A 17,425-nucleotide genomic window follows, 5' to 3' on the forward strand; every position below is an offset into this window, starting at 1 on the left:
ATGAGCTTCAAAACGACCCCTGAACTATCCAAGATAAAAAAACGTCTGTCTAAGTCTCGCAAAGCCATTGTGTTGAACAATGAAAAAGGTGGCGTGGGGAAAAGCACTCTGTCTTACTACATCGCAAAGCTTTTAGAGCGTTTGGGGTTGAAAGTGTTGGTGTGGGACACTGACCCGCAGGGTAATTTCACCAAGTCGATCAATGGCGCGGAGATCAGCCAGAGCTATATCAATGATAATGGCGTGATCAGTTCGGCTGATGTGTTCAAAGCAGAGCTTCCGAGCGGTAAAACGTACCGTGTCAGCGATAACCTGCATTTGTTGGCGGGGACGGATGAACTCTATAACGTTGACGAAGAAATGGGACGCGAATCGTTAGGTCATGCACATCGAAACATTCAAACACTGCTAGAGCAGGGTGATTTTGATGTTGTCGTGATTGATACGCCGCCTGTTTTGGGTAACAGACAATTAGCCGCTACGCTTATCTCTGACTATCTACTCATGCCAATTGAGATCGACGGTTTTAGTCTCGATGGCATCAACAAGCAGATCACGCGAGTGGTGAACATTCGTGAGCAAGTGAATTTGCCATTACCCCAAATAACTATTGTTCCTAACCGTGTAGATATGCGCTCGCGTTCTTCTAAAGATGGTTTGGAGGCGATTTATAAAGCCTCTCCGGTTACTGTTTCACCTGTGATTAAGTCGAATACGGCGATTAAAGATGCCATACGGACGTTTACGCCAGTGTGGGAATATAAGGCGTCATCGAGTAAAGCAGCGCGTGAAATGCTGTTTGCAGCTATCTCAGTAGCATTAAGATAAATTTACACATGTGTAAAAACACATTGATTTGTTATCAATATAATGATACTATTTTTGGACAGTTAGGGAATGCCTAGCTGTCGGCAATGTCGCCACCTCTAAACGGAGTTTTGTTATATGTCTTTTGATGTTTCAGCCCTTTCTAACTTATCCCTTGGTAAATCAGGCCAAAAGAAAGATGCGCCTGACGGCGTAAGTATTCTTTCTGTTCATCCTGATGAGCTTTATGTCACCAAACAGGTGCGTGATTCGCTCGACCCCGATCGCGTCAAAGAGCTTGCGCAGTCGATTGATGAAAACGGCTTGCAGCAGCCGTTAAAGGTCTACCCAAAATCTGAGAAAGGCTATCTGATCCACAATGGTGAAAACCGTTGGCAAGCGATGAAGCTACTCGGTAAAACGTCTATCCCTATCATCGTTGATACATCGCTTTCATTGATTGATTTTAACGGTGAGAAAATCCGCAGTGCTAAAGCAGTATTGGCGCAAGCGGCGGATAACATCAACCGCGACGACCTAAAGCCGTTCGAGATTTCTGATACCATTTTCATGCTGACCCAAGAGCCTTACAAAATGTCAAAAGGGGCAATTGGTAAGGCATGGGGGCGACCTTCATCGTGGATTTCTCGCTACGTGAAATTGTTGAATGCACCTGATTCAGTGATCGAACTTTGCAAAAGCAAAGTGTGTCAAGACGCTGAAACATTGGGTGTGTTGGTCAAAATCTATGAAGCGGATAAGGCGACATTTGAAGTGGTCATGGCTGGCGGTTCTTTCGAGCGTAAAGGGCTAGAGTCTTTACTGAAAACGATTAAGAACCCTCCAAAGCAAACAGAGAATACATCCGTTAAAAATGATACTTCTGCTGTACAAAATGGTTCAGATGATGAGTCTGGCTATGTGTATACCGCCTTTGTCGAGTCGTTACCTCATGAACTCAGTGACTACCAAATCACACAAGGCGCACAGAACATTGAGGATGAATTTTCTCGCCGTGACCTTAATGAAGCAGAAATAGCACATACGTTGTCAGCATTGCATCATCATCTTGAAAAGGACAAGGAGCTGTTACTTGGTAACGGACTTTCAGATCTCGTTGATGAGTGTTCGCCAAATGTTACTAAGACGCCGAAGAAAGCGAAGAAAGAGCGTGTGATGACAGTCGAAGTCGTGAACTTTCTGAATGGCACGTTGGTTCTCGACGGGCGAGATATTGCCGAACTATCAAAAGATCAAGCGAAGGAACTCGCTAAACGTATTAACGATTGGTGCAATTGATGACCCAAAATTTTGCTAAGAGCGACCTTAACGGTCGCTCTACTATTGTCTATTTGTTTTCTCTTAGATTACCGTCATTGTCTCCCGCGCAAAAAGCGCGGCTTCTGACCTTCAACGCTATCCGTTTGGGCTTGATTGAGCCGCGCTCGCCAGTGAAGGGCGAGAATATCCGAACGTGGATAAATGACAGAGAAGGGAAAAAAATTCAGGCTTGGGTGGTAGTGAGTTCGGTTGACTGTTTGATGCGCTTTACCGATTGGACACCACAAAAAGATGAGGAATTTGCTTGTTGGGCGTACACCATGACCCGCCTTTATCAACTTATCGATAAACCCGATGACTTTAGTCTTCTATATCCTTCCGGTATTGATGAGCAAAAAGCCCGCTATTGGCTAACGGCCGCGCTTAAGCATTCAGAAGCTTTTCGTCATGATAGTTATCGCGAAGCGCTAAATGCTCTATCTGTGGATGCTGACGATACAGCGCGTGTCATTGCTACGCTGACGGACAAATTCAAGCCATGCGTTGAATATGAATTATTGTTTACTGCGTTTGGAGCTGGAGAGTGGGAAGAACGAATAAGAAATGTGGTATCAGGCTGCGATCTTATCTCCGTTCTACATCGCTCTATTGACGGTAAAGAGCTTGAAGACTTTGAAACGTGTGACATGCAAAGCACTCGGTTTTACTCTCTACGGTGATTTTACACATGTGTAATTAATCACTCTGGCACTGTTGCCACTACCAAGAGGTATATAAAAATGATCCCATCACACCGCGCTTTGGTTGTGCTTAACGATTTTCAGCAAGCTGCTACTGCTGTTCTATTGAAAACCGACAACAAAAACTATCTGACAGATTTTCCGCGAGCAAATCGCCTGATCTCAATTCTACGAAAAAAAGGCTATAGCCTAGAGCGCATATACTCAGCGTTTGGTCGAACCAAAAACGATAGGGGGCACTATTACCGAACCGTGGATGAATTCAAACAAGAGCTTGAAACTTGTCTACGAACAGGTGGAAGGAAAACTGGTAATTTGAGCCACTATGCAGTCGGTCAGATGTTCCCATCCATTCGTCAGCACCACGAAGATCGCCAAACCAATAGAACTCACATGGTCGTTGAACGAGATAGCAGGATCTTTGCTAAGAACTATGCGAGGGAAAAGGCAGAAGAAACTCGGCAGTTGAAGTGCTTTGAAAAACATATTGTGACGCTTGAAACTGAACACGACGCGGGACGTTATCTCTTGTCTTTGCTCGATGCCTGTGTTTCCGAAGTCAATTTGAAATCATTGTTGGTTTCGTTTTATCGGGCGTGGTGTGATGAAGGTGATTGGCATTTTCATGTGATGCTTTATCAAGGCTGGGACATGCAAAGGACAGCATGGAATATGACAAGACTTTGAAAGATTAGAAGCAGAAAGAAGCGCCCTACGGGCAACCATGCCCTATTTTTCACACTCTCCGGCGGCCTTCGGCCTTGTCTCGCTAGAAAAACGTAGCCGCTTCGCGTCTCCGCCCATTCGGGTAACGGTCAGGGCTAGGAAAAGCGACGACCAGAACTGCGTTCACGTCTAAAGCGAGTAGGCCAAGCCTTCGTCTTCGCCAGGAGCACGTATCTTTGTTGCGGGTTCTTCCTTTTGTCATCCGACCGTCAAGCTTCTGTGTTGCTGAACGTTCAGTGACATAGGCGCTTCGCGCAGCCTAGCAGGGAATGGGGTGGGGGCTGTGGTTTCTGATAGTACCGTTTTCAGTTCGTCTATTTTTGATCTCGACACGTCAGTAAAAAGCGCGTCTAGCATTTGTCGCGCAGCTCCAAATATTCTTATTTTTCATAATGTTACATTGAATTCTGCCACTTGGGTATATCGACATTGTATCGTTATATTGATACTATAGTCTTGTGATTTGGGAGAGCTTAAATCACTCGGCAATGTTGCCACTTCCAAGAGGAATTACACATGTGTAAGAACACTTCACTAGAACATCACGTCCGTATCGCTGAAATTTTTGTTGGTCTTCATTATCGCGTTATGCCACGCGATTTCTATCTAAATACATGCCGCGATTACCGCTCTAAACTTAGCGCTTTGAGCACATCTTTTAATGATGACGCTATCTGTGCAAGCCAGTTTTCAAAGGCTTTCTATGCGCTTTCTGATGAGTTCAGCGCGGATCTACTTTTGCCTAACGGTGTTGATAAGTATTCAAACCAGACTAAAAAGTTATGGTTGCTAACTTGCGCCAAAAAAGCAGGAATGACCGACCAAAAAGCGGGTGAGCTATTTACTAAATTCTTGAGCTTAAACGGCAAATAACACGGATAAAACACATGCAAGCCGACAAGGTTTGCATGTGAATTCATCACTAAATTGATACCAAAGCTGGCGATGTCGCCACATCCAAGAGGAAAAATCATGAAAACGGATTTCTATCAGCAGATCACAAACCAAATCATTACCGCACTTGAAAATGGCGTTAAGCCTTGGGTTTGTCCGTGGGAGCGTAGCCGCTTTAATGGACTTCCTTACAGCTTGCAATCACAGAAAACATACAGCGGCATTAACGTTTTGTTGTTGTGGGGCGCAGCGGCAGAGCATGGTTATAGCAGCCCTGCATGGTTGACATACAAGCAAGCGAAATCACTAGGTGGTCAGGTGCGAAAAGGTGAGAAAGGCACTCAGATTGTGTTCTACAAAACACTTGAAAAAGAAACTGATAACGGCGACAAAGAAAAGATCCCGATGCTGCGAACGTTTACCGTTTTCAACTTAGATCAGATTGATGATATTGCGTCACCAGAAGCGACAGAGAAGCATGGTGGCGGTGGATTTGATGCACTGGATTACGTTGAGGGTTTCGTGGCTTCTACGGGCGCTATAGTGAACGAGAGAGGAGATCGCGCTTTCTTCTCACCCTCACAAGATCAAATTACGATGCCAGACAGGGAGCGTTTTAACCAAGCAAATGATTACTATGCCACGCTATTGCATGAACTAGCGCACTGGACAGGCCATAAGAGCCGTTTAGACCGCAAGGGCGGTAAACGCTTCGGTGATAGTGATTATGCGTTCGAGGAACTTGTTGCGGAGCTAGGAGCGGCGTTTATGTGTGCTGATCTTGGAATCTCAGGCGATGTACAACACGAATCGTATATCGCAAGTTGGTTGGATCGATTGAAAGATGATAAACGCTTTATTTTTAAAGCGGCAAGTGCAGCAAGCAAGGCGCATCAGCTTTGTGTCGATTTGGCGTTTTCGCTAGATCGAGCAGCGTGATATCAAAAGGGCGGCGAAAGCCGCCTTTTTTGGTCTCGTTTTGAATTTAACCGCACTTTCAAAACCAGTAGGCTTCGAGCCTACTGGTTTTGATGCGTAATCGACCCAAGCTCGCTTCGCTCGCTTATGTAGATTACGCCTCCGTTAGCTAGCAACGCCTCTGAACCCTTATCCACAGCACTACTGAGCATTAAAACAACTCGGTCGTGCTGTGGGTAAGGATTAGCAACACTTATGCTAGAACATGCAGCGCAATTACAGACAACGATGCGCCAATAACACCCCCGATCAGTCCCGCAGCTAGCACATACCAAAAAACCGAACTCCCAACGCTCTGTCTTTCATCAGCCTTTGGGAGTACATCAACAATTTCGCTGATCAGAGATTGACGATTTTCTCTTGCCTCGACCATCAGCGCGTTTCGATATGACGTTGCGTGAAATTCGATTTCTTGAGTTATGTCTATCAAGCGATTCACTTTTTTTTGCATTGTACTATCAAGATCTTTCGGAAATTGCTCGACAGCTCTTGAAAGTGCTGCCATGTCATCATTGAGAGCGCTAATTGATTCAAATGTCATTGATTGCGCAAGTTTGGAAAAAGAAGTATCAGCCATTATTTCTTCCTTAGCATTGCAAAATGCTCTTACCCACAACACGACCGAGCTACTTTCATGCTCAGTAGCGTTGTGGATAAGAGCCGCTGTCATAGCTGATTACGAGGTTACCGCGAGTACCGAGAATGCAGCATCCAGTTTGTTATTGAATCCTTGAGCGAGACGATGGCCCGAGCGTTGGAATGACAACACTGATCGTTTTTCTGTTGTTTTGGCATCTTTCATTAACTGACGAAAATCGCGGTTATCGTTGAGCAAATCATCGAACTTCATTCCCACAGTGTTCATTAGATCAAACACCGGATTGTGAGGAATCACTGCTTGGTTCTCTTGCTTGTTGATACCTAGCTGTTTAGCTATAGGATCGGACAAGATAGTTTGAAATTGGTCTTCGATTGATAGATTTTCTTCTACCATGTTGAAAATGACGCGAATACAGTCAGTTGGCACACCCATATAGATCAGTGTTTTGATTGTCGCTAGGGTATCGACTTGCTGCTTATTTTGTGGAGTAGTGGGGATCACAAAGAAATCAATATCTTCATGAGAACCCGCTGATTTTTGCATGTTATCGATAAACATTTCTATATTCGACGCGCCCACGTCAATGATTGCGATATCGGTAAGATCAATTTTTTCCTGAACCTTTAAAAGGTTCGATGCTGATAGTGTTTCATCGTCCGTACCATCACTATTGATGGTTTCAATCTTTATGATTTCAGAGTTGGTAATGCGTGGTCTTAATAAAGTGTCACAGATGGTACTTTTACCGACATTGCCAGAATTGTTAATTACCGCAATTTTGAGCATTTCCATTTAATCCTCACTAAATTTTTTGAGTTGGATTTTTTGCTGTAACGTTTTAGTCAACTGCTGGATGTTGTTAACTTTCCATGATCTAACGTCTTCGATTGTGAACCCATGAAGTAAGATATCATCTACTAATGGCTGTACTATAAATGGAAAATGTAATTTCCAATTTGATGATTCAGAATTATTAATAACGTTAACGCTATCTGAATGTTCATCGTTTTTGACTTTCTTGATTGTTTTCTTTTTGGCTCGATATATGTATTGATCATACTCGCGTTCTGTAAGAGATACGCCACTATTAACTAATGACTCTATTATGCCTTGACGACTAAAACCGAACTCTCGTAGTTGCTCAATAATATGTATATTGTCATTAAATGACTTCTGAAATGACAACCCTTCACATTTTAATCTTTCAGCCAGTGGTGCTAATTCTTCATTTAGGTTTTTCATAGCAAGATATTATTTTGATGGTTGGCAAACATTATATTAATGCACTCTGTTTTGTATTTGAAGTGCTTGTGAGGTGTATGTGATGTAATGCTGATGTAAATTCGGCGTCACTATCCAATATACGATGAAATATTGATGTAACGGTGACGTAGAATTGAAGGTGTCGTGACGAGAAAGGATAATGGCTGATAAGAACATAGGCACGCTGTCGATGTATACAAGCTCGCTTCGCTCCCTTATATAATCGCGTGCCAAGGGTAAACCCTTGAACCCATAATGGCTCTACGAGCCTTGATACTACTGGTGTTGTCATGGAAGAGAAGAAGTCCGTATTGGTTTCATTTAGACTGACAGAAACAGAATTCAAACCCTATGAGAGTTTATTTAGAGAGACCAATTTAACTAAGACTGAGTTCTTTAGAGGGGTGTTTCTTTCAAAGAAATATGAATTTACGGTCAATGAGAACAAGCCAGTCGATTATCAGAAATTGGTTTTTCTTTTTAACAAATCTAGTAATAACATCAATCAGGTTGCTTATAAGCTGAACGACACTCATCGCAATGGAACGGTTTCTGAATCTCTTTACAGAGAAACTTTGAATCGGTTGATCTCTATTGAATCCTTGATGCAAAGGGTTATAGATGATTGCTAGAGTTTCAAGCGGAAAAGCTGGCATTGGCGAGTACCTTGAAGAAGGGCTTAAACAAGGTAGGGAACAATCTCGTGATGAACTTGATGAAAGGGAAATTTTAGAAGGTAACTTAGATCTTACCAAGTCAATTATTAAAGAGATGGGAGAGAACAGCGACAGCGATAATTATCTACATATCACCTTAAGCTTTGCGGAAAAAAACATAAGCTCAGAGTCAATGTCAAAGGCTTATGGAGAGTATAAAGATAAGGTTTTTGCAGCATATGATAGTTCTGAATTCAATATTTATGCTGAAATACATCACCCGAAAATAAAGAGTTATATCGATAAAAAAACTGGTGAATCAATTGAGCGGTTACCTCACGTTCACATTGTTGTTCCGACCAAAAATCTAGCGACAGGCAAAGCAATGAATCCTTTTGGTCGTTATCAAAATAATGTCGATCATCATGATGCTATTCAAGAGCATGTAAACAGACACCTCAAACTAGAGTCACCTTATGACAATCAACGGAACTACCGATTTACAGGAAAGAATGAGATTTTGTCACGTCACAAGGGGGATGAATTCAAAGGCGCAAATCGAGAAGTAAAATCAGCCATTTTGTCCCGTATTCATGATAAAGACATTCGAACGGTGGACGCGCTCAAGCGAGAACTTGTTCACTTTGGTGAAGTGGGTACGGGCAGAGAAAGCTCCGGTCGTGAATATTTGAAAGTGAAACCTCATGGCCAAGATAAGTTTATCCGTCTTAAAGAGCCATTTTTTACACATGCGTACATTTCAGATCGGTTGATAGAAAGACAAAAACCCACAGATAAAAAGGTGGCTCAATTAGTCGATGAGTGGGTGAGTAAGCGAGCATTTGAAATGAAGCATATACACACTGCATCGCCATCATTTCGCAAGAAATACTACTCAGCAAATGTTGAAGAAAAGGAACTGCTACTTAATGACCGAATCGAAAAGCACTCAAACACAAACAATCTTCGACAGAGAAGACGGAAGGCTTATCACAAGCCTCGTCTTGAGCGAGACCGAACACGAACGTTTGCCAACATCCCAAACGGCTTGCCAAGTGTGCTCCGCCGCAATGTGGATTCAAGAGGAGCAGCAAGGACAGCAAATACTCAAAGTGTATTGTCGAGTAATGCGTCACATCATTTGGACTCCCACAGAGCCGGTACTAATCACAAATTGCGACGGTTTACAGCTAGACCAGGACGACGAGTAAAAACATTACCTGAACAGTTAGCCGTAAATAAAAGCAATTCAAGAGTTAGCGAATCAGAGCGAGCAGCGTTTCAAGAAATTCGGCTGAAGTTAGACGCTCAACGTTTACTAGAACACCTGAAAGGCAGTCATGGCGTTGATCCAACTGAACACCCTCACTTTCATTCAAAGAGAGGTGGAGCAAGGATAAAGGCCAACGACAGGTCACTTAATGTTAGTGACTTCCTCACCAAACACATGCACTTAACGTGGGAAGAAGCAAAATCAGTCCTCACCGAGTGCTACGAAAATCAACAACAAAGCAATCAAGAACGCCAAGCAGTTAACAGCCTCACATTCGTTTCGTCTTATGTCACCGACCCTAGAAAGAGTTCGGGGAAATTAAGCCGCTTAGATGAGTCGATCATGGTATTTCGATTACTTAAAGCCCGCGAAAAATATGGAGATGCATCTATGTCATTGCAAGATTTGAAAGCTCATCGAACAGAGGATAGTAAGAATGAAAACTCACTATCAGAGCAATCTGAACTATCGGTCACTAATCTGAACAACGTCTTTCGTCGTCAGCGCGATTTAGCTGATGCACTGACGTTAAAAATGTCCGATGTGGTTGCGGTTAAGGATATGAAGAAAGGGAGAGTTGAATACAACGATGCGAGCACAGGGAAGAAACTGTTTGTTGATAAAGGTGAACGCCTTGTGTTTGACCGCAAACCTGATGATAACAGTGTCGCGGTTGGCTTGACTCTTGCGGCTGAGAAGTTTGGCAAGGTGAAGGTGAGTGGAAACAGCAAATTTAAGGAGCAAGTGCTTGAAATAGCGGTTGCAAAGAATTTGAACATTGTTTTTGACAATAAGGCTATGCAAGAGCAATTCATGAAGATGAAAGATGAATTGAAAGCCAATAAGCAACTTGAGCAGATAGATAGCAAAAGTAAAAATGTGCAAGAGCAGGGCGCTACTTCAGTTAGTGAAAAAGTGTCGGAAATCAAAGCTAAGCGTCAAAGTGAAGATGTCGCCAGCAATACACAGCCAAAGCAAGAAGGTAGAGAGGTCGTTGATTTTGGCAAAGCTCCTTATGAGTTCAACGATAAGAACAAGGAAAGCTATTTTGTCGAATTTTCTGATGGTAAGCAGGTTTGGGGCGTGGGTTTAAAAGACGCACTTGATGAGTCTAAAGTGAATAAGGGTGATTTCGTTCGTTTAGAAATGACTGGTAAAGAACCAGTAACAACTAGCCAGTCTGTTTTCAATGATAAAGGTGAGTATACCGGAGAGAGGGAGATTCAAACGCATAGAAATACGTGGAAAGTGGATAAATTCGAAAAGGTTGATACATTGGTTAAAAGTGATGTAAGTGCCTCTTCAATATCGGAAAGTGCAAAGAAGACGGTCGAAAATTCATCAAATTACAAGCTGGATTTCAAATACTCGCCTGATGAAGGAAAGCTGATGTTCACTGTTAACGGGAAAAAGCCCAATGAAGTTCTTGATAGAGGCCAAGCTGATGAGCTTCGCAGGAATGACCCTTTCCTATCTAAGTACCAATCTGACACCATTTTGGACGGAAAACTAGACCTGAAATTAGCAGGTGATGCGATAGATAAAGCGAAGCCGAGAACGCTTGATAGTACGTTTAAAGAAATCACTCAAGCATCAACGAAGACGGCATCACATACGATGACTCGTTAGTTACACATGCGTAATCAATCGCGCCCTCATGTGACGCCGTAACTTAATGTGCGAAATTCACTGTTAAGTACCGCGTTAGACCTTGCTAAATCGCAAATTGATCAACCCGATGTTATCCAAACTTGGAAACTGATTATCCAAGAACTCACGGTCAATGAAGTTCGTTACGTTAGCTAATATTGCTAATGAAAAGCCCAGCTAGTCTGGGTTTTTTGTTTACTCCTAAATTGTAATGTACAATACAATTTTGATTTGGATTGATTTAAGCATGGCGAAACCGACTCACCAAATGTATCAAGGCTTGAATGATGCATTCGACTTTTTTAATGCGGAGCTATTTGACTCCTTATTGCCTCAATGCCTGATCACGCTTCAAAGAAAGCCCAACACTCACGGTTACTTAAGCCGTAATCGATTCGTCAATAGTCGCGGAGAAGTGGTTTCCGAACTTGCACTGAATCCAGAGATGTTCCCTTTATATCCAGTCAGTGAAATATTGCAAACACTCGCTCATGAGATGTGCCACTTGTGGCAAAACGAACATGGGAAACCTAGCCGAGGGGGGTATCACAACAAGGAGTGGGCGGCGAAGATGCAGGAAATTGGTCTTATGCCAAGTTCAACAGGGAAAGTAGGAGGCGCGGTTACAGGTCAGTTTATGGGGGATTATATAGTTGACGGCGGCAGATTTGAAAGTGCATTGAATCAGCTCATAACCAATGAGTTTAAGCTGGCTTGGTATGATCGATTCCCACCAAAGAAAAGCATTGAGTCATCCGGTACTACTGTACTCAATGCGCTAATGTCTTCAATCTCTGCTGCAAATCCTAAGCAAAGTAAGCTCAATGAGCTTACTAAAGAACAAAGCATTACACCGTCTGAACGACCTCAAACTAGATACAAGTTCACATGCCCTAAGTGCAATTCAAATCTTTGGGGAAAGCCTTCACTGAACGTCTTATGCGTGGATTGCGATATGCATTTTTTACGCTGTTCTTAGATTAGCAAAGACAAAAAAGCCGACGATTAAGCCGGCACAATTTATACGCATTTTTAGGATCAACTGTGACGGTAGATTTCAAGGTAGTTGACCAGATTTTCTAATTAAGCGGCTCTTTTTTGACCGCCATGTTCGTTATTGTCTGTGCTTTTGGGGTTGAGTGTTACCGAACCAACGGGTGACCAGTCGCGAGTCTCCCTTGCCCAACGTTCAGGATGCTTGGCTTTCGCCTGCTGATACACGGCATGCCGCTTCGCCAGCACTGTTGTATCTAAGTTTCTGTGTCTTTCTGCTGGAGTGACGAACTTAATCGCACTGTGGTGATGCTCGTTGTTGTACCAGTTTACAAAATTCAGCATCCATTCACGTGCCTCTGCCAGCGTTTCGAAGCCATGCTCCGGATAGTTAGGCCGGTACTTGGCTGTACGGAACAATGACTCTGAATAGGCATTGTCATTACTAACGCCCGGACGATTGAAGGATGTTCGGATGCCCATTTCATCAAGCTTTGCACGCAAGGTGAGTGACCTCATTGGGGCCCCGTTGTCAGAATGTAAATAATGAGGCTTCACGAAGCAGCGTTCACTGAAGGTGGCTCGCTCAATCAGCTGAGAAGCAAGGGTTCCGCATTCGCAGTCATGGACTTCCCAACCCACAATTTTGCGACTGTAGATATCAATGACCATATAAAGATACCAGTACAGACCACGAACCTTCGCGGGCAGATAACTGATATCCCAAGTCCAGATCTCATTGGGCTTTGTCGCCACATGAGAAGCGGGCTCCGTCGTAGGCTGTGGCGGTTTCGCCCGTCCTCGATGGTGCAGTTGGTCGTTAGCTTTCAGCACACGATATATGCTTGACTCACTGGCCATATATTCTCCCTGATCGGCCAGTTTCGGCACGATTTGACTGGGCGGTAAATTGGCATAGTCAGCCTCATTGCAGACATTCAGAATATGTTGGCGCTCTTGCTCTGACAGCTTGTTTTTCGGCTCTGGTCTGATAGCCAGAGGACGAAGATCGGGCAACACATGACCCTGTGACGTACGCCAGCGGCGCAACGTTCGCTGTGGAACTTGCATGAGGTCTGCAGCCTTGTACTGAGGCGCGCCATTAGCAACCGCTTCATCAAAAAGCGCCAGCAATGTCTCGCGCATATCGAGAGGAGTCAGTCCTCCTCGCTGTCGCTCCCGTACAAGGCCTTGAGCTTTTTTGACAGCACCAATAGCGCCGCCGTTTCTGCCAGGGCTTTGTCTTTACGATGCAGCTCTGCTTCCAATTTTCGGATACGCTTTTTATCCGCTCTACGCTCTGTCTGCTCTGCTTTCTTAGATTGCTCTGCTTGACCCGCACCGCTGATACAAGCGAGTTTCCACGCTTTAACTTGTTCAGGGTACAAACCTTTCTGGCGACAATACTGGCTAAGCTCAGTTTCTGACAAACTGGCGGTTTCGATGACGGTGGCGAACTTGGCTTCAGCTGACCAATGTTCAGAATTTTTTTGATTACCTGGCACAGGTTTACCTTCGGAGCGGAGTTTATTACGCCAATTGTATAACGTTGCTTCGCTGATGTGATCCTCCGCAGCAACTTCTGGAATGGTTTTGTTATGCGGTGGCAGTAGCTTCTTCAAGATGGCAGCTTTTCTTTCTTCGGAATATCTCGGCATAGTGTCCTTCGTTAGCCCTCCATTGCTGGATTTTTGGGCGTTCTAAGATCTGGACAACTATCCTGACACCGGGGGGTGACATGGCACTCTAGATTTGTGGCCATCTTTAACAAGTGAACAACCACCCACCTTTTCTTCGAAAATTTTGCCTTCTGTTTCCATAAGGTATACGTATTCTCCATCAACTTTGATTGTTTCGGCATACTTTGGGATTGGAGAATCAACATGTAATCTCGACATCACAATTGAACCATCTAACAGAAGTAGACTTGGAACATCTTGCTTGCCAATAGTGCTAGTCACACTTGAATATTCAGTCTGACAATCTACTTTGTTTGCTGTGAACGTTTTTACATCACCGTTCTCAATAAGACGGCTATCAATGCAGATATATGTACCCTCAATAGACACGACAACTATTTCTTCTCTTACTGTTGAGTTTGAAAACCCACTCACACAGCCTGAAAGAGCACTTATGATTCCCACAATAAGCGATAACTTTACCAACTTCATTTCAACTTCCTTATACCCATGATAATTTAATTATTTCATACTCTTAGATGTTGTAGCTAATAGTAGAAACGACTTCCTGTTATTTCACCATCAATAGTTACTTCGACATATTTCAGATCAGTACATGTATCATCTCGGTCATGACAGCTTTCACCTTCGATCGTTCTCGCTGGTGTGGTTTGCCATTCTATACATCCTGTTGCGTTAGCTGGTCTTTTGACACACTCCGTACTAGCAGGGTATCTAGCCGCATATCCTTCATTACTGTTCATGTTTGAGCCACCGCCTACATCTGACTTAACAATACAAGATGTTAGCAGTGGTAAGGGGGGTTTGAATTTCTTTAGCCTTTTCTTGAATTCAGACTTAGCATCACCGCACCCAGACGGAAATCCTGTAGGCAGACACAGCCAAATAGCACAAGCCGCGTCACTTTCAGCCTGCGCTGGTTTGATAACAGGAAATGGAGAAATCATGATGGCTATTGCCAAAGTAAATACAATTGTAATCCGTTTTAGACCGTGCATTCTCGGATCTCCTTTTGTCTGATTTCTGTTTGCTTCGTGAGCGGCAGTAGAGGGATTTTAGGTAAATTTTTCATCGCAAAATCTACGCGAATCTGAAAATCAGGCTCATCAAAGTAGATGATTTTTTCCATGATGAACGGGCGCATGTTTTCTTTAATCAAGAGAGTTTTTATACCAAGTCCAGAGGCGTGTGTTTCAAAACCAAGTTCGACAATTTCTTGAGGCATCATTAATGCTCTGCGCTGATCTGATACACTTTTACTATCGTTCCCTGACTTGCTTGCAGTGCCAAAATTTCGACTTCGACTGGTACTTTTGACTGTTTTGTATCCAAGTGTTTCACTGACTTTTTTAGTGTCTTGATCTACTTCCTTCGGTGGGTATATGACCCGTATTGCCATGTTTTTCATGATTATGTCAGCCCCTTCTTTGTCATAAGCATTTTTTTGCTCAAGCTGAGAACGAGATTGAAAAATTGGCAACAAGCGCATGTTATAGCCAGCACAAAAACCAATGGCCTTTTCAATAATATTGATACGGCCGAGCGCTGTGAACTCATCCAACACACATAGGCATTGGTATTTGAGTTTTGGGTTTTGCTCTGGGAGTGTTTGCGTGTTTTCATTCAAAAGTTGTTCAAAAAACAAATTGAGCAACTTTTTGAAGCGACCGATATTGCGGGGAGCAACGCCAACGTAAATAGTCATTCTCTTTTTACGAACATCACGAAGATCAAAATCATCGTCTGATACGGAAGCTGCGACCACTTGATCTGAAAAGATGGCAAGTGGTGCAACAAAGTTAGTCAAAATTGACCCTCTCGTTTCATTAGCTGACCCCAAAAAGGCTTTGAACTCCGAGGAACATTCCTCACTAAGATGACCTATTTGTAATTGAGCTTCCATCCAACGAGCCAAACCACCATCAGGCGACGCAAGAGACAACAAACGAGGAAACGTGGGTTTGATTCCTGTTTTGGTTTCCATGTCTAACATGTATAGCGTTAGACCTTTGAACAATTTACCCGCTGACTCGTTCCAAATGTCATCCTTACTGCCTGTTACTGGATAGAGCGAGTTAGTCATAGTGAGAATATCCCCAACTCTATATGCACCCTCTCTTCGGATATAACTAAATGCGTTCCATCGATGACTACGAATCTTTACTTCATCTCTATCTTCATCATTTTCTGCATAACCGTCAGGTGAAAACAGAAAGACTTCTTGCCCTTGAGCCTCTCGATATCCAGCACTTTTCGTGAAATTTTCCAGCTTAATATCAAAGCACACGATTGAATCTGGATAGGTAACAAGATTAGGTATTACAATACCCACGCCTTTTCCTGAGCGAGTAGGTGCTTCAACACCAACAAACTGTTGACCACGAAACGTTACAAATTCACCATCAAACTTGCCCCCCTTTCGCTTACCTACCAAGATTGCTGGCGCTTCACCTTTGTCAAAAAGACCTGATTCTTTCAACTCTTTATCATTGGCAAATCTCGCACTTCCGTGAAGTTCTTCTATATGACGAGTCATCAGATAGACAACAATTGCGGTTATTGTTGGGATAAGTGTTACTAGCACAGAAGCCGCAATAGCCATCTCTACATATGTGCTGAGATATTGGTCATTGCCGTAGAGATTGATATAAACCCATAGCGAATCTAACTGAATGGCATTCGTATCCATATAAGTTAGTTTGAAGAAAACCCAAGCTCCGATAAACTGAGAAGTGACGCCACATATCGCTGTGGCGATTAGAAACAGCACAAAGTAAATGAATGTCTTCATGAGCTACCCTCTGAAAGTAATGTATTCTTCATGTGAGGTTCAAAGTGAAGTTCTTCTAGATGTGTGTACTTGAAGAACGCTATGACATCGATGCTGCTTTTAATGGTGTTGAGTATGAAGTCATAATCCAATGTTTGGCCTACTTCACTTTGCTTTACCAACTGCGCCAAACGTGAGTATGCCGAGTAGCAGTCATTCGCATGAATAGTGGTGATTGACCCACCATGGCCTGTGTTTAGCATTTCTATATAGTTCCAGGCTTCATCGCCCCTGAGTTCAGCAAGTAGGACATGATCCGGCTTCATCCTCATGCATGATTCAATGAGCCGTTTTGGAGTAACTGAACCGCCGTGACTATAAAAAAGGTGTAAATGATTTTTGTGATTGGGTAAATCAAGCTCATGAACATCTTCTATCGTGACAATGCGCTTGTCGGTTGGGTATTGATCAACCATTGCTTTCATTACTGTGGTTTTGCCACTACCTGTACCACCAACCAATAGAATGTTTTGCTTGGATTTGACAGCTAAAGAGAAGAATTCAGCAATTCGATTGCTCTCTTTTAATTCAAGCAATTGAGCTTGGGTATCATTTAATTTATTTTCAGAAGTTGTCTGTTTTTTCGCATGTGTAAATCGCCCCGTTCTCTCATAATCATCTAACGTAAAACGGGCAGTAGAAGGCTTTCGAATAGTGAAACTAATTACTCCTTGCTCACTCGCTGGCGGAATACATATCTGACCTCGCTCGCCATCAGGCAAGATGACACTGGCTATGGGGTTGTGATAATCCAACTTACCCACTTCGGAGTAAATCGATAATGCATTTGAAAGTTGCTGACAGCGTTCAAAGGAAAGGTTTTTCATAGGCTGACTCTCCCATCCTTTTCCGCGATCAAACCACACTTCGAGGGGGCAATTAACAGCAACCTCAGTCAATCCATCAAGATCAAGTACTGCTTGTAGTTCCGTTTGCTTTAACAGGTCTCTAACTGTCGCGCATTTATTAAATTCATGTAACTCAAACACATTTCAATCCTTTGATTCAAATGAGAACCTAGAAAAAGGCCAAC

The 17,425-nt window shown here is 43.2% G+C and carries 17 protein-coding genes; 9 read left to right on the forward strand and 8 right to left on the reverse strand.

The window, feature by feature from the left end:
* The 6 genes from AC3CIC_RS23000 (at position 1) to AC3CIC_RS23025 (ending at position 5,387) form a co-directional block, all read left to right on the forward strand.
* Positions 1–828, forward strand: a complete 828-nt coding sequence (locus tag AC3CIC_RS23000) for a ParA family protein (protein ID WP_394213515.1) — start codon at positions 1–3, stop codon at positions 826–828.
* Positions 829–945: 117 nt separating this feature from the next.
* Positions 946–2,106 carry a ParB/RepB/Spo0J family partition protein gene (locus tag AC3CIC_RS23005; RefSeq protein WP_488516888.1) on the forward strand — a complete coding sequence of 387 codons (1,161 nt, stop codon included), beginning with the start codon at positions 946–948 and terminating at the stop codon, positions 2,104–2,106.
* Positions 2,106–2,807: a hypothetical protein gene (locus AC3CIC_RS23010; protein ID WP_394213511.1), complete on the forward strand. Its 702-nt coding sequence runs from the start codon at positions 2,106–2,108 to the stop codon at positions 2,805–2,807. The genes AC3CIC_RS23005 and AC3CIC_RS23010 overlap by 1 nt, the downstream gene beginning before the upstream one ends.
* A gap of 60 nt (positions 2,808–2,867) precedes the next feature.
* Complete coding sequence (locus AC3CIC_RS23015; protein WP_488516889.1) at positions 2,868–3,515, forward strand: plasmid SOS inhibition protein A; 648 nt, start codon at positions 2,868–2,870, stop codon at positions 3,513–3,515.
* 555 nt (positions 3,516–4,070) lie between these two features.
* A complete protein-coding gene (locus AC3CIC_RS23020) occupies positions 4,071–4,427 on the forward strand; it encodes a hypothetical protein (RefSeq protein ID WP_488516890.1) in 357 nt (118 codons plus the stop codon).
* A gap of 99 nt (positions 4,428–4,526) precedes the next feature.
* Positions 4,527–5,387 carry an ArdC family protein gene (locus tag AC3CIC_RS23025; protein ID WP_394213503.1) on the forward strand — a complete coding sequence of 287 codons (861 nt, stop codon included), beginning with the start codon at positions 4,527–4,529 and terminating at the stop codon, positions 5,385–5,387.
* A gap of 232 nt (positions 5,388–5,619) precedes the next feature.
* Here the strand turns inward: AC3CIC_RS23025 and AC3CIC_RS23030 are convergent, their stop codons facing one another.
* From AC3CIC_RS23030 to AC3CIC_RS23040, 3 genes are all read right to left on the reverse strand, one after another.
* On the reverse strand, positions 5,620–6,003 hold the full coding sequence (locus tag AC3CIC_RS23030) for a hypothetical protein (protein ID WP_488516891.1): 384 nt from the start codon (positions 6,001–6,003) through the stop codon (positions 5,620–5,622).
* 99 nt (positions 6,004–6,102) lie between these two features.
* Positions 6,103–6,819: a StbB family protein gene (gene stbB, locus AC3CIC_RS23035; protein ID WP_488516892.1), complete on the reverse strand. Its 717-nt coding sequence runs from the start codon at positions 6,817–6,819 to the stop codon at positions 6,103–6,105.
* The gene (locus tag AC3CIC_RS23040) at positions 6,820–7,269 is read right to left on the reverse strand and encodes a hypothetical protein (protein WP_488516893.1); all 450 of its coding nucleotides are present in this window, start codon (positions 7,267–7,269) and stop codon (positions 6,820–6,822) included.
* A gap of 311 nt (positions 7,270–7,580) precedes the next feature.
* Between AC3CIC_RS23040 and AC3CIC_RS23045 the strand changes: the two genes are divergently transcribed.
* The 3 genes from AC3CIC_RS23045 to AC3CIC_RS23055 all read left to right on the forward strand — a co-directional run bounded on the left by AC3CIC_RS23045 (position 7,581) and on the right by AC3CIC_RS23055 (position 11,848).
* Positions 7,581–7,922 carry a plasmid mobilization protein gene (locus AC3CIC_RS23045; protein WP_488516894.1) on the forward strand — a complete coding sequence of 114 codons (342 nt, stop codon included), beginning with the start codon at positions 7,581–7,583 and terminating at the stop codon, positions 7,920–7,922.
* Positions 7,912–10,848: an LPD7 domain-containing protein gene (locus tag AC3CIC_RS23050; protein ID WP_488516895.1), complete on the forward strand. Its 2,937-nt coding sequence runs from the start codon at positions 7,912–7,914 to the stop codon at positions 10,846–10,848. The genes AC3CIC_RS23045 and AC3CIC_RS23050 overlap by 11 nt, the downstream gene beginning before the upstream one ends.
* A gap of 268 nt (positions 10,849–11,116) precedes the next feature.
* Complete coding sequence (locus tag AC3CIC_RS23055) at positions 11,117–11,848, forward strand: SprT-like domain-containing protein (RefSeq protein WP_488516896.1); 732 nt, start codon at positions 11,117–11,119, stop codon at positions 11,846–11,848.
* Between the two features lie 104 nt (positions 11,849–11,952).
* Here the strand turns inward: AC3CIC_RS23055 and AC3CIC_RS23060 are convergent.
* The 5 genes from AC3CIC_RS23060 to virB11 form a co-directional block, all read right to left on the reverse strand.
* Positions 11,953–13,520, reverse strand: a protein-coding gene (locus tag AC3CIC_RS23060) for an IS3 family transposase (protein WP_488514672.1) whose coding sequence is annotated in 2 segments (ribosomal slippage) — positions 11,953–13,067 and positions 13,067–13,520 — 1,569 coding nt in all. Because the reading frame shifts where the segments join, the coding sequence is not laid out codon by codon here.
* 57 nt (positions 13,521–13,577) lie between these two features.
* Positions 13,578–14,033 (reverse strand): hypothetical protein, encoded by a 456-nt coding sequence (locus AC3CIC_RS23065; protein ID WP_488516897.1) that lies wholly within the window; start codon positions 14,031–14,033, stop codon positions 13,578–13,580.
* Between the two features lie 56 nt (positions 14,034–14,089).
* Positions 14,090–14,560: a conjugal transfer protein TraL gene (locus AC3CIC_RS23070; protein WP_394213485.1), complete on the reverse strand. Its 471-nt coding sequence runs from the start codon at positions 14,558–14,560 to the stop codon at positions 14,090–14,092.
* Entirely contained in the window at positions 14,548–16,353 is a 1,806-nt protein-coding gene (locus AC3CIC_RS23075) for a type IV secretory system conjugative DNA transfer family protein (RefSeq protein WP_488516898.1), read from the reverse strand. The genes AC3CIC_RS23070 and AC3CIC_RS23075 overlap by 13 nt, the downstream gene beginning before the upstream one ends.
* Positions 16,350–17,381, reverse strand: coding sequence for a P-type DNA transfer ATPase VirB11 (gene virB11 / locus AC3CIC_RS23080; RefSeq protein WP_394213481.1), 1,032 nt, complete (start codon positions 17,379–17,381; stop codon positions 16,350–16,352). The genes AC3CIC_RS23075 and virB11 overlap by 4 nt, the downstream gene beginning before the upstream one ends.
* Between the last annotated feature and the right edge of the window lie 44 nt (positions 17,382–17,425).

Source organism: Enterovibrio sp. QJM3NY_24, assembly GCF_057786035.1.

What these genes read in the sequence shown, in the direction of transcription:
- AC3CIC_RS23000 (WP_394213515.1), top strand. Translation starts at nt 1, where the DNA reads ATGAGCTTCAAAACGACCCCTGAACTATCCAAGATAAAAAAACGTCTG.
- AC3CIC_RS23005 (WP_488516888.1), top strand. Translation starts at nt 946, where the DNA reads ATGTCTTTTGATGTTTCAGCCCTTTCTAACTTATCCCTTGGTAAATCA.
- AC3CIC_RS23010 (WP_394213511.1), top strand. Translation starts at nt 2,106, where the DNA reads ATGACCCAAAATTTTGCTAAGAGCGACCTTAACGGTCGCTCTACTATT.
- AC3CIC_RS23015 (WP_488516889.1), top strand. Translation starts at nt 2,868, where the DNA reads ATGATCCCATCACACCGCGCTTTGGTTGTGCTTAACGATTTTCAGCAA.
- AC3CIC_RS23020 (WP_488516890.1), top strand. Translation starts at nt 4,071, where the DNA reads ATGTGTAAGAACACTTCACTAGAACATCACGTCCGTATCGCTGAAATT.
- AC3CIC_RS23025 (WP_394213503.1), top strand. Translation starts at nt 4,527, where the DNA reads ATGAAAACGGATTTCTATCAGCAGATCACAAACCAAATCATTACCGCA.
- AC3CIC_RS23030 (WP_488516891.1), bottom strand. Translation starts at nt 6,003, where the DNA reads ATGGCTGATACTTCTTTTTCCAAACTTGCGCAATCAATGACATTTGAA.
- stbB (WP_488516892.1), bottom strand. Translation starts at nt 6,819, where the DNA reads ATGGAAATGCTCAAAATTGCGGTAATTAACAATTCTGGCAATGTCGGT.
- AC3CIC_RS23040 (WP_488516893.1), bottom strand. Translation starts at nt 7,269, where the DNA reads ATGAAAAACCTAAATGAAGAATTAGCACCACTGGCTGAAAGATTAAAA.
- AC3CIC_RS23045 (WP_488516894.1), top strand. Translation starts at nt 7,581, where the DNA reads ATGGAAGAGAAGAAGTCCGTATTGGTTTCATTTAGACTGACAGAAACA.
- AC3CIC_RS23050 (WP_488516895.1), top strand. Translation starts at nt 7,912, where the DNA reads ATGATTGCTAGAGTTTCAAGCGGAAAAGCTGGCATTGGCGAGTACCTT.
- AC3CIC_RS23055 (WP_488516896.1), top strand. Translation starts at nt 11,117, where the DNA reads ATGGCGAAACCGACTCACCAAATGTATCAAGGCTTGAATGATGCATTC.
- AC3CIC_RS23065 (WP_488516897.1), bottom strand. Translation starts at nt 14,033, where the DNA reads ATGAAGTTGGTAAAGTTATCGCTTATTGTGGGAATCATAAGTGCTCTT.
- AC3CIC_RS23070 (WP_394213485.1), bottom strand. Translation starts at nt 14,560, where the DNA reads ATGCACGGTCTAAAACGGATTACAATTGTATTTACTTTGGCAATAGCC.
- AC3CIC_RS23075 (WP_488516898.1), bottom strand. Translation starts at nt 16,353, where the DNA reads ATGAAGACATTCATTTACTTTGTGCTGTTTCTAATCGCCACAGCGATA.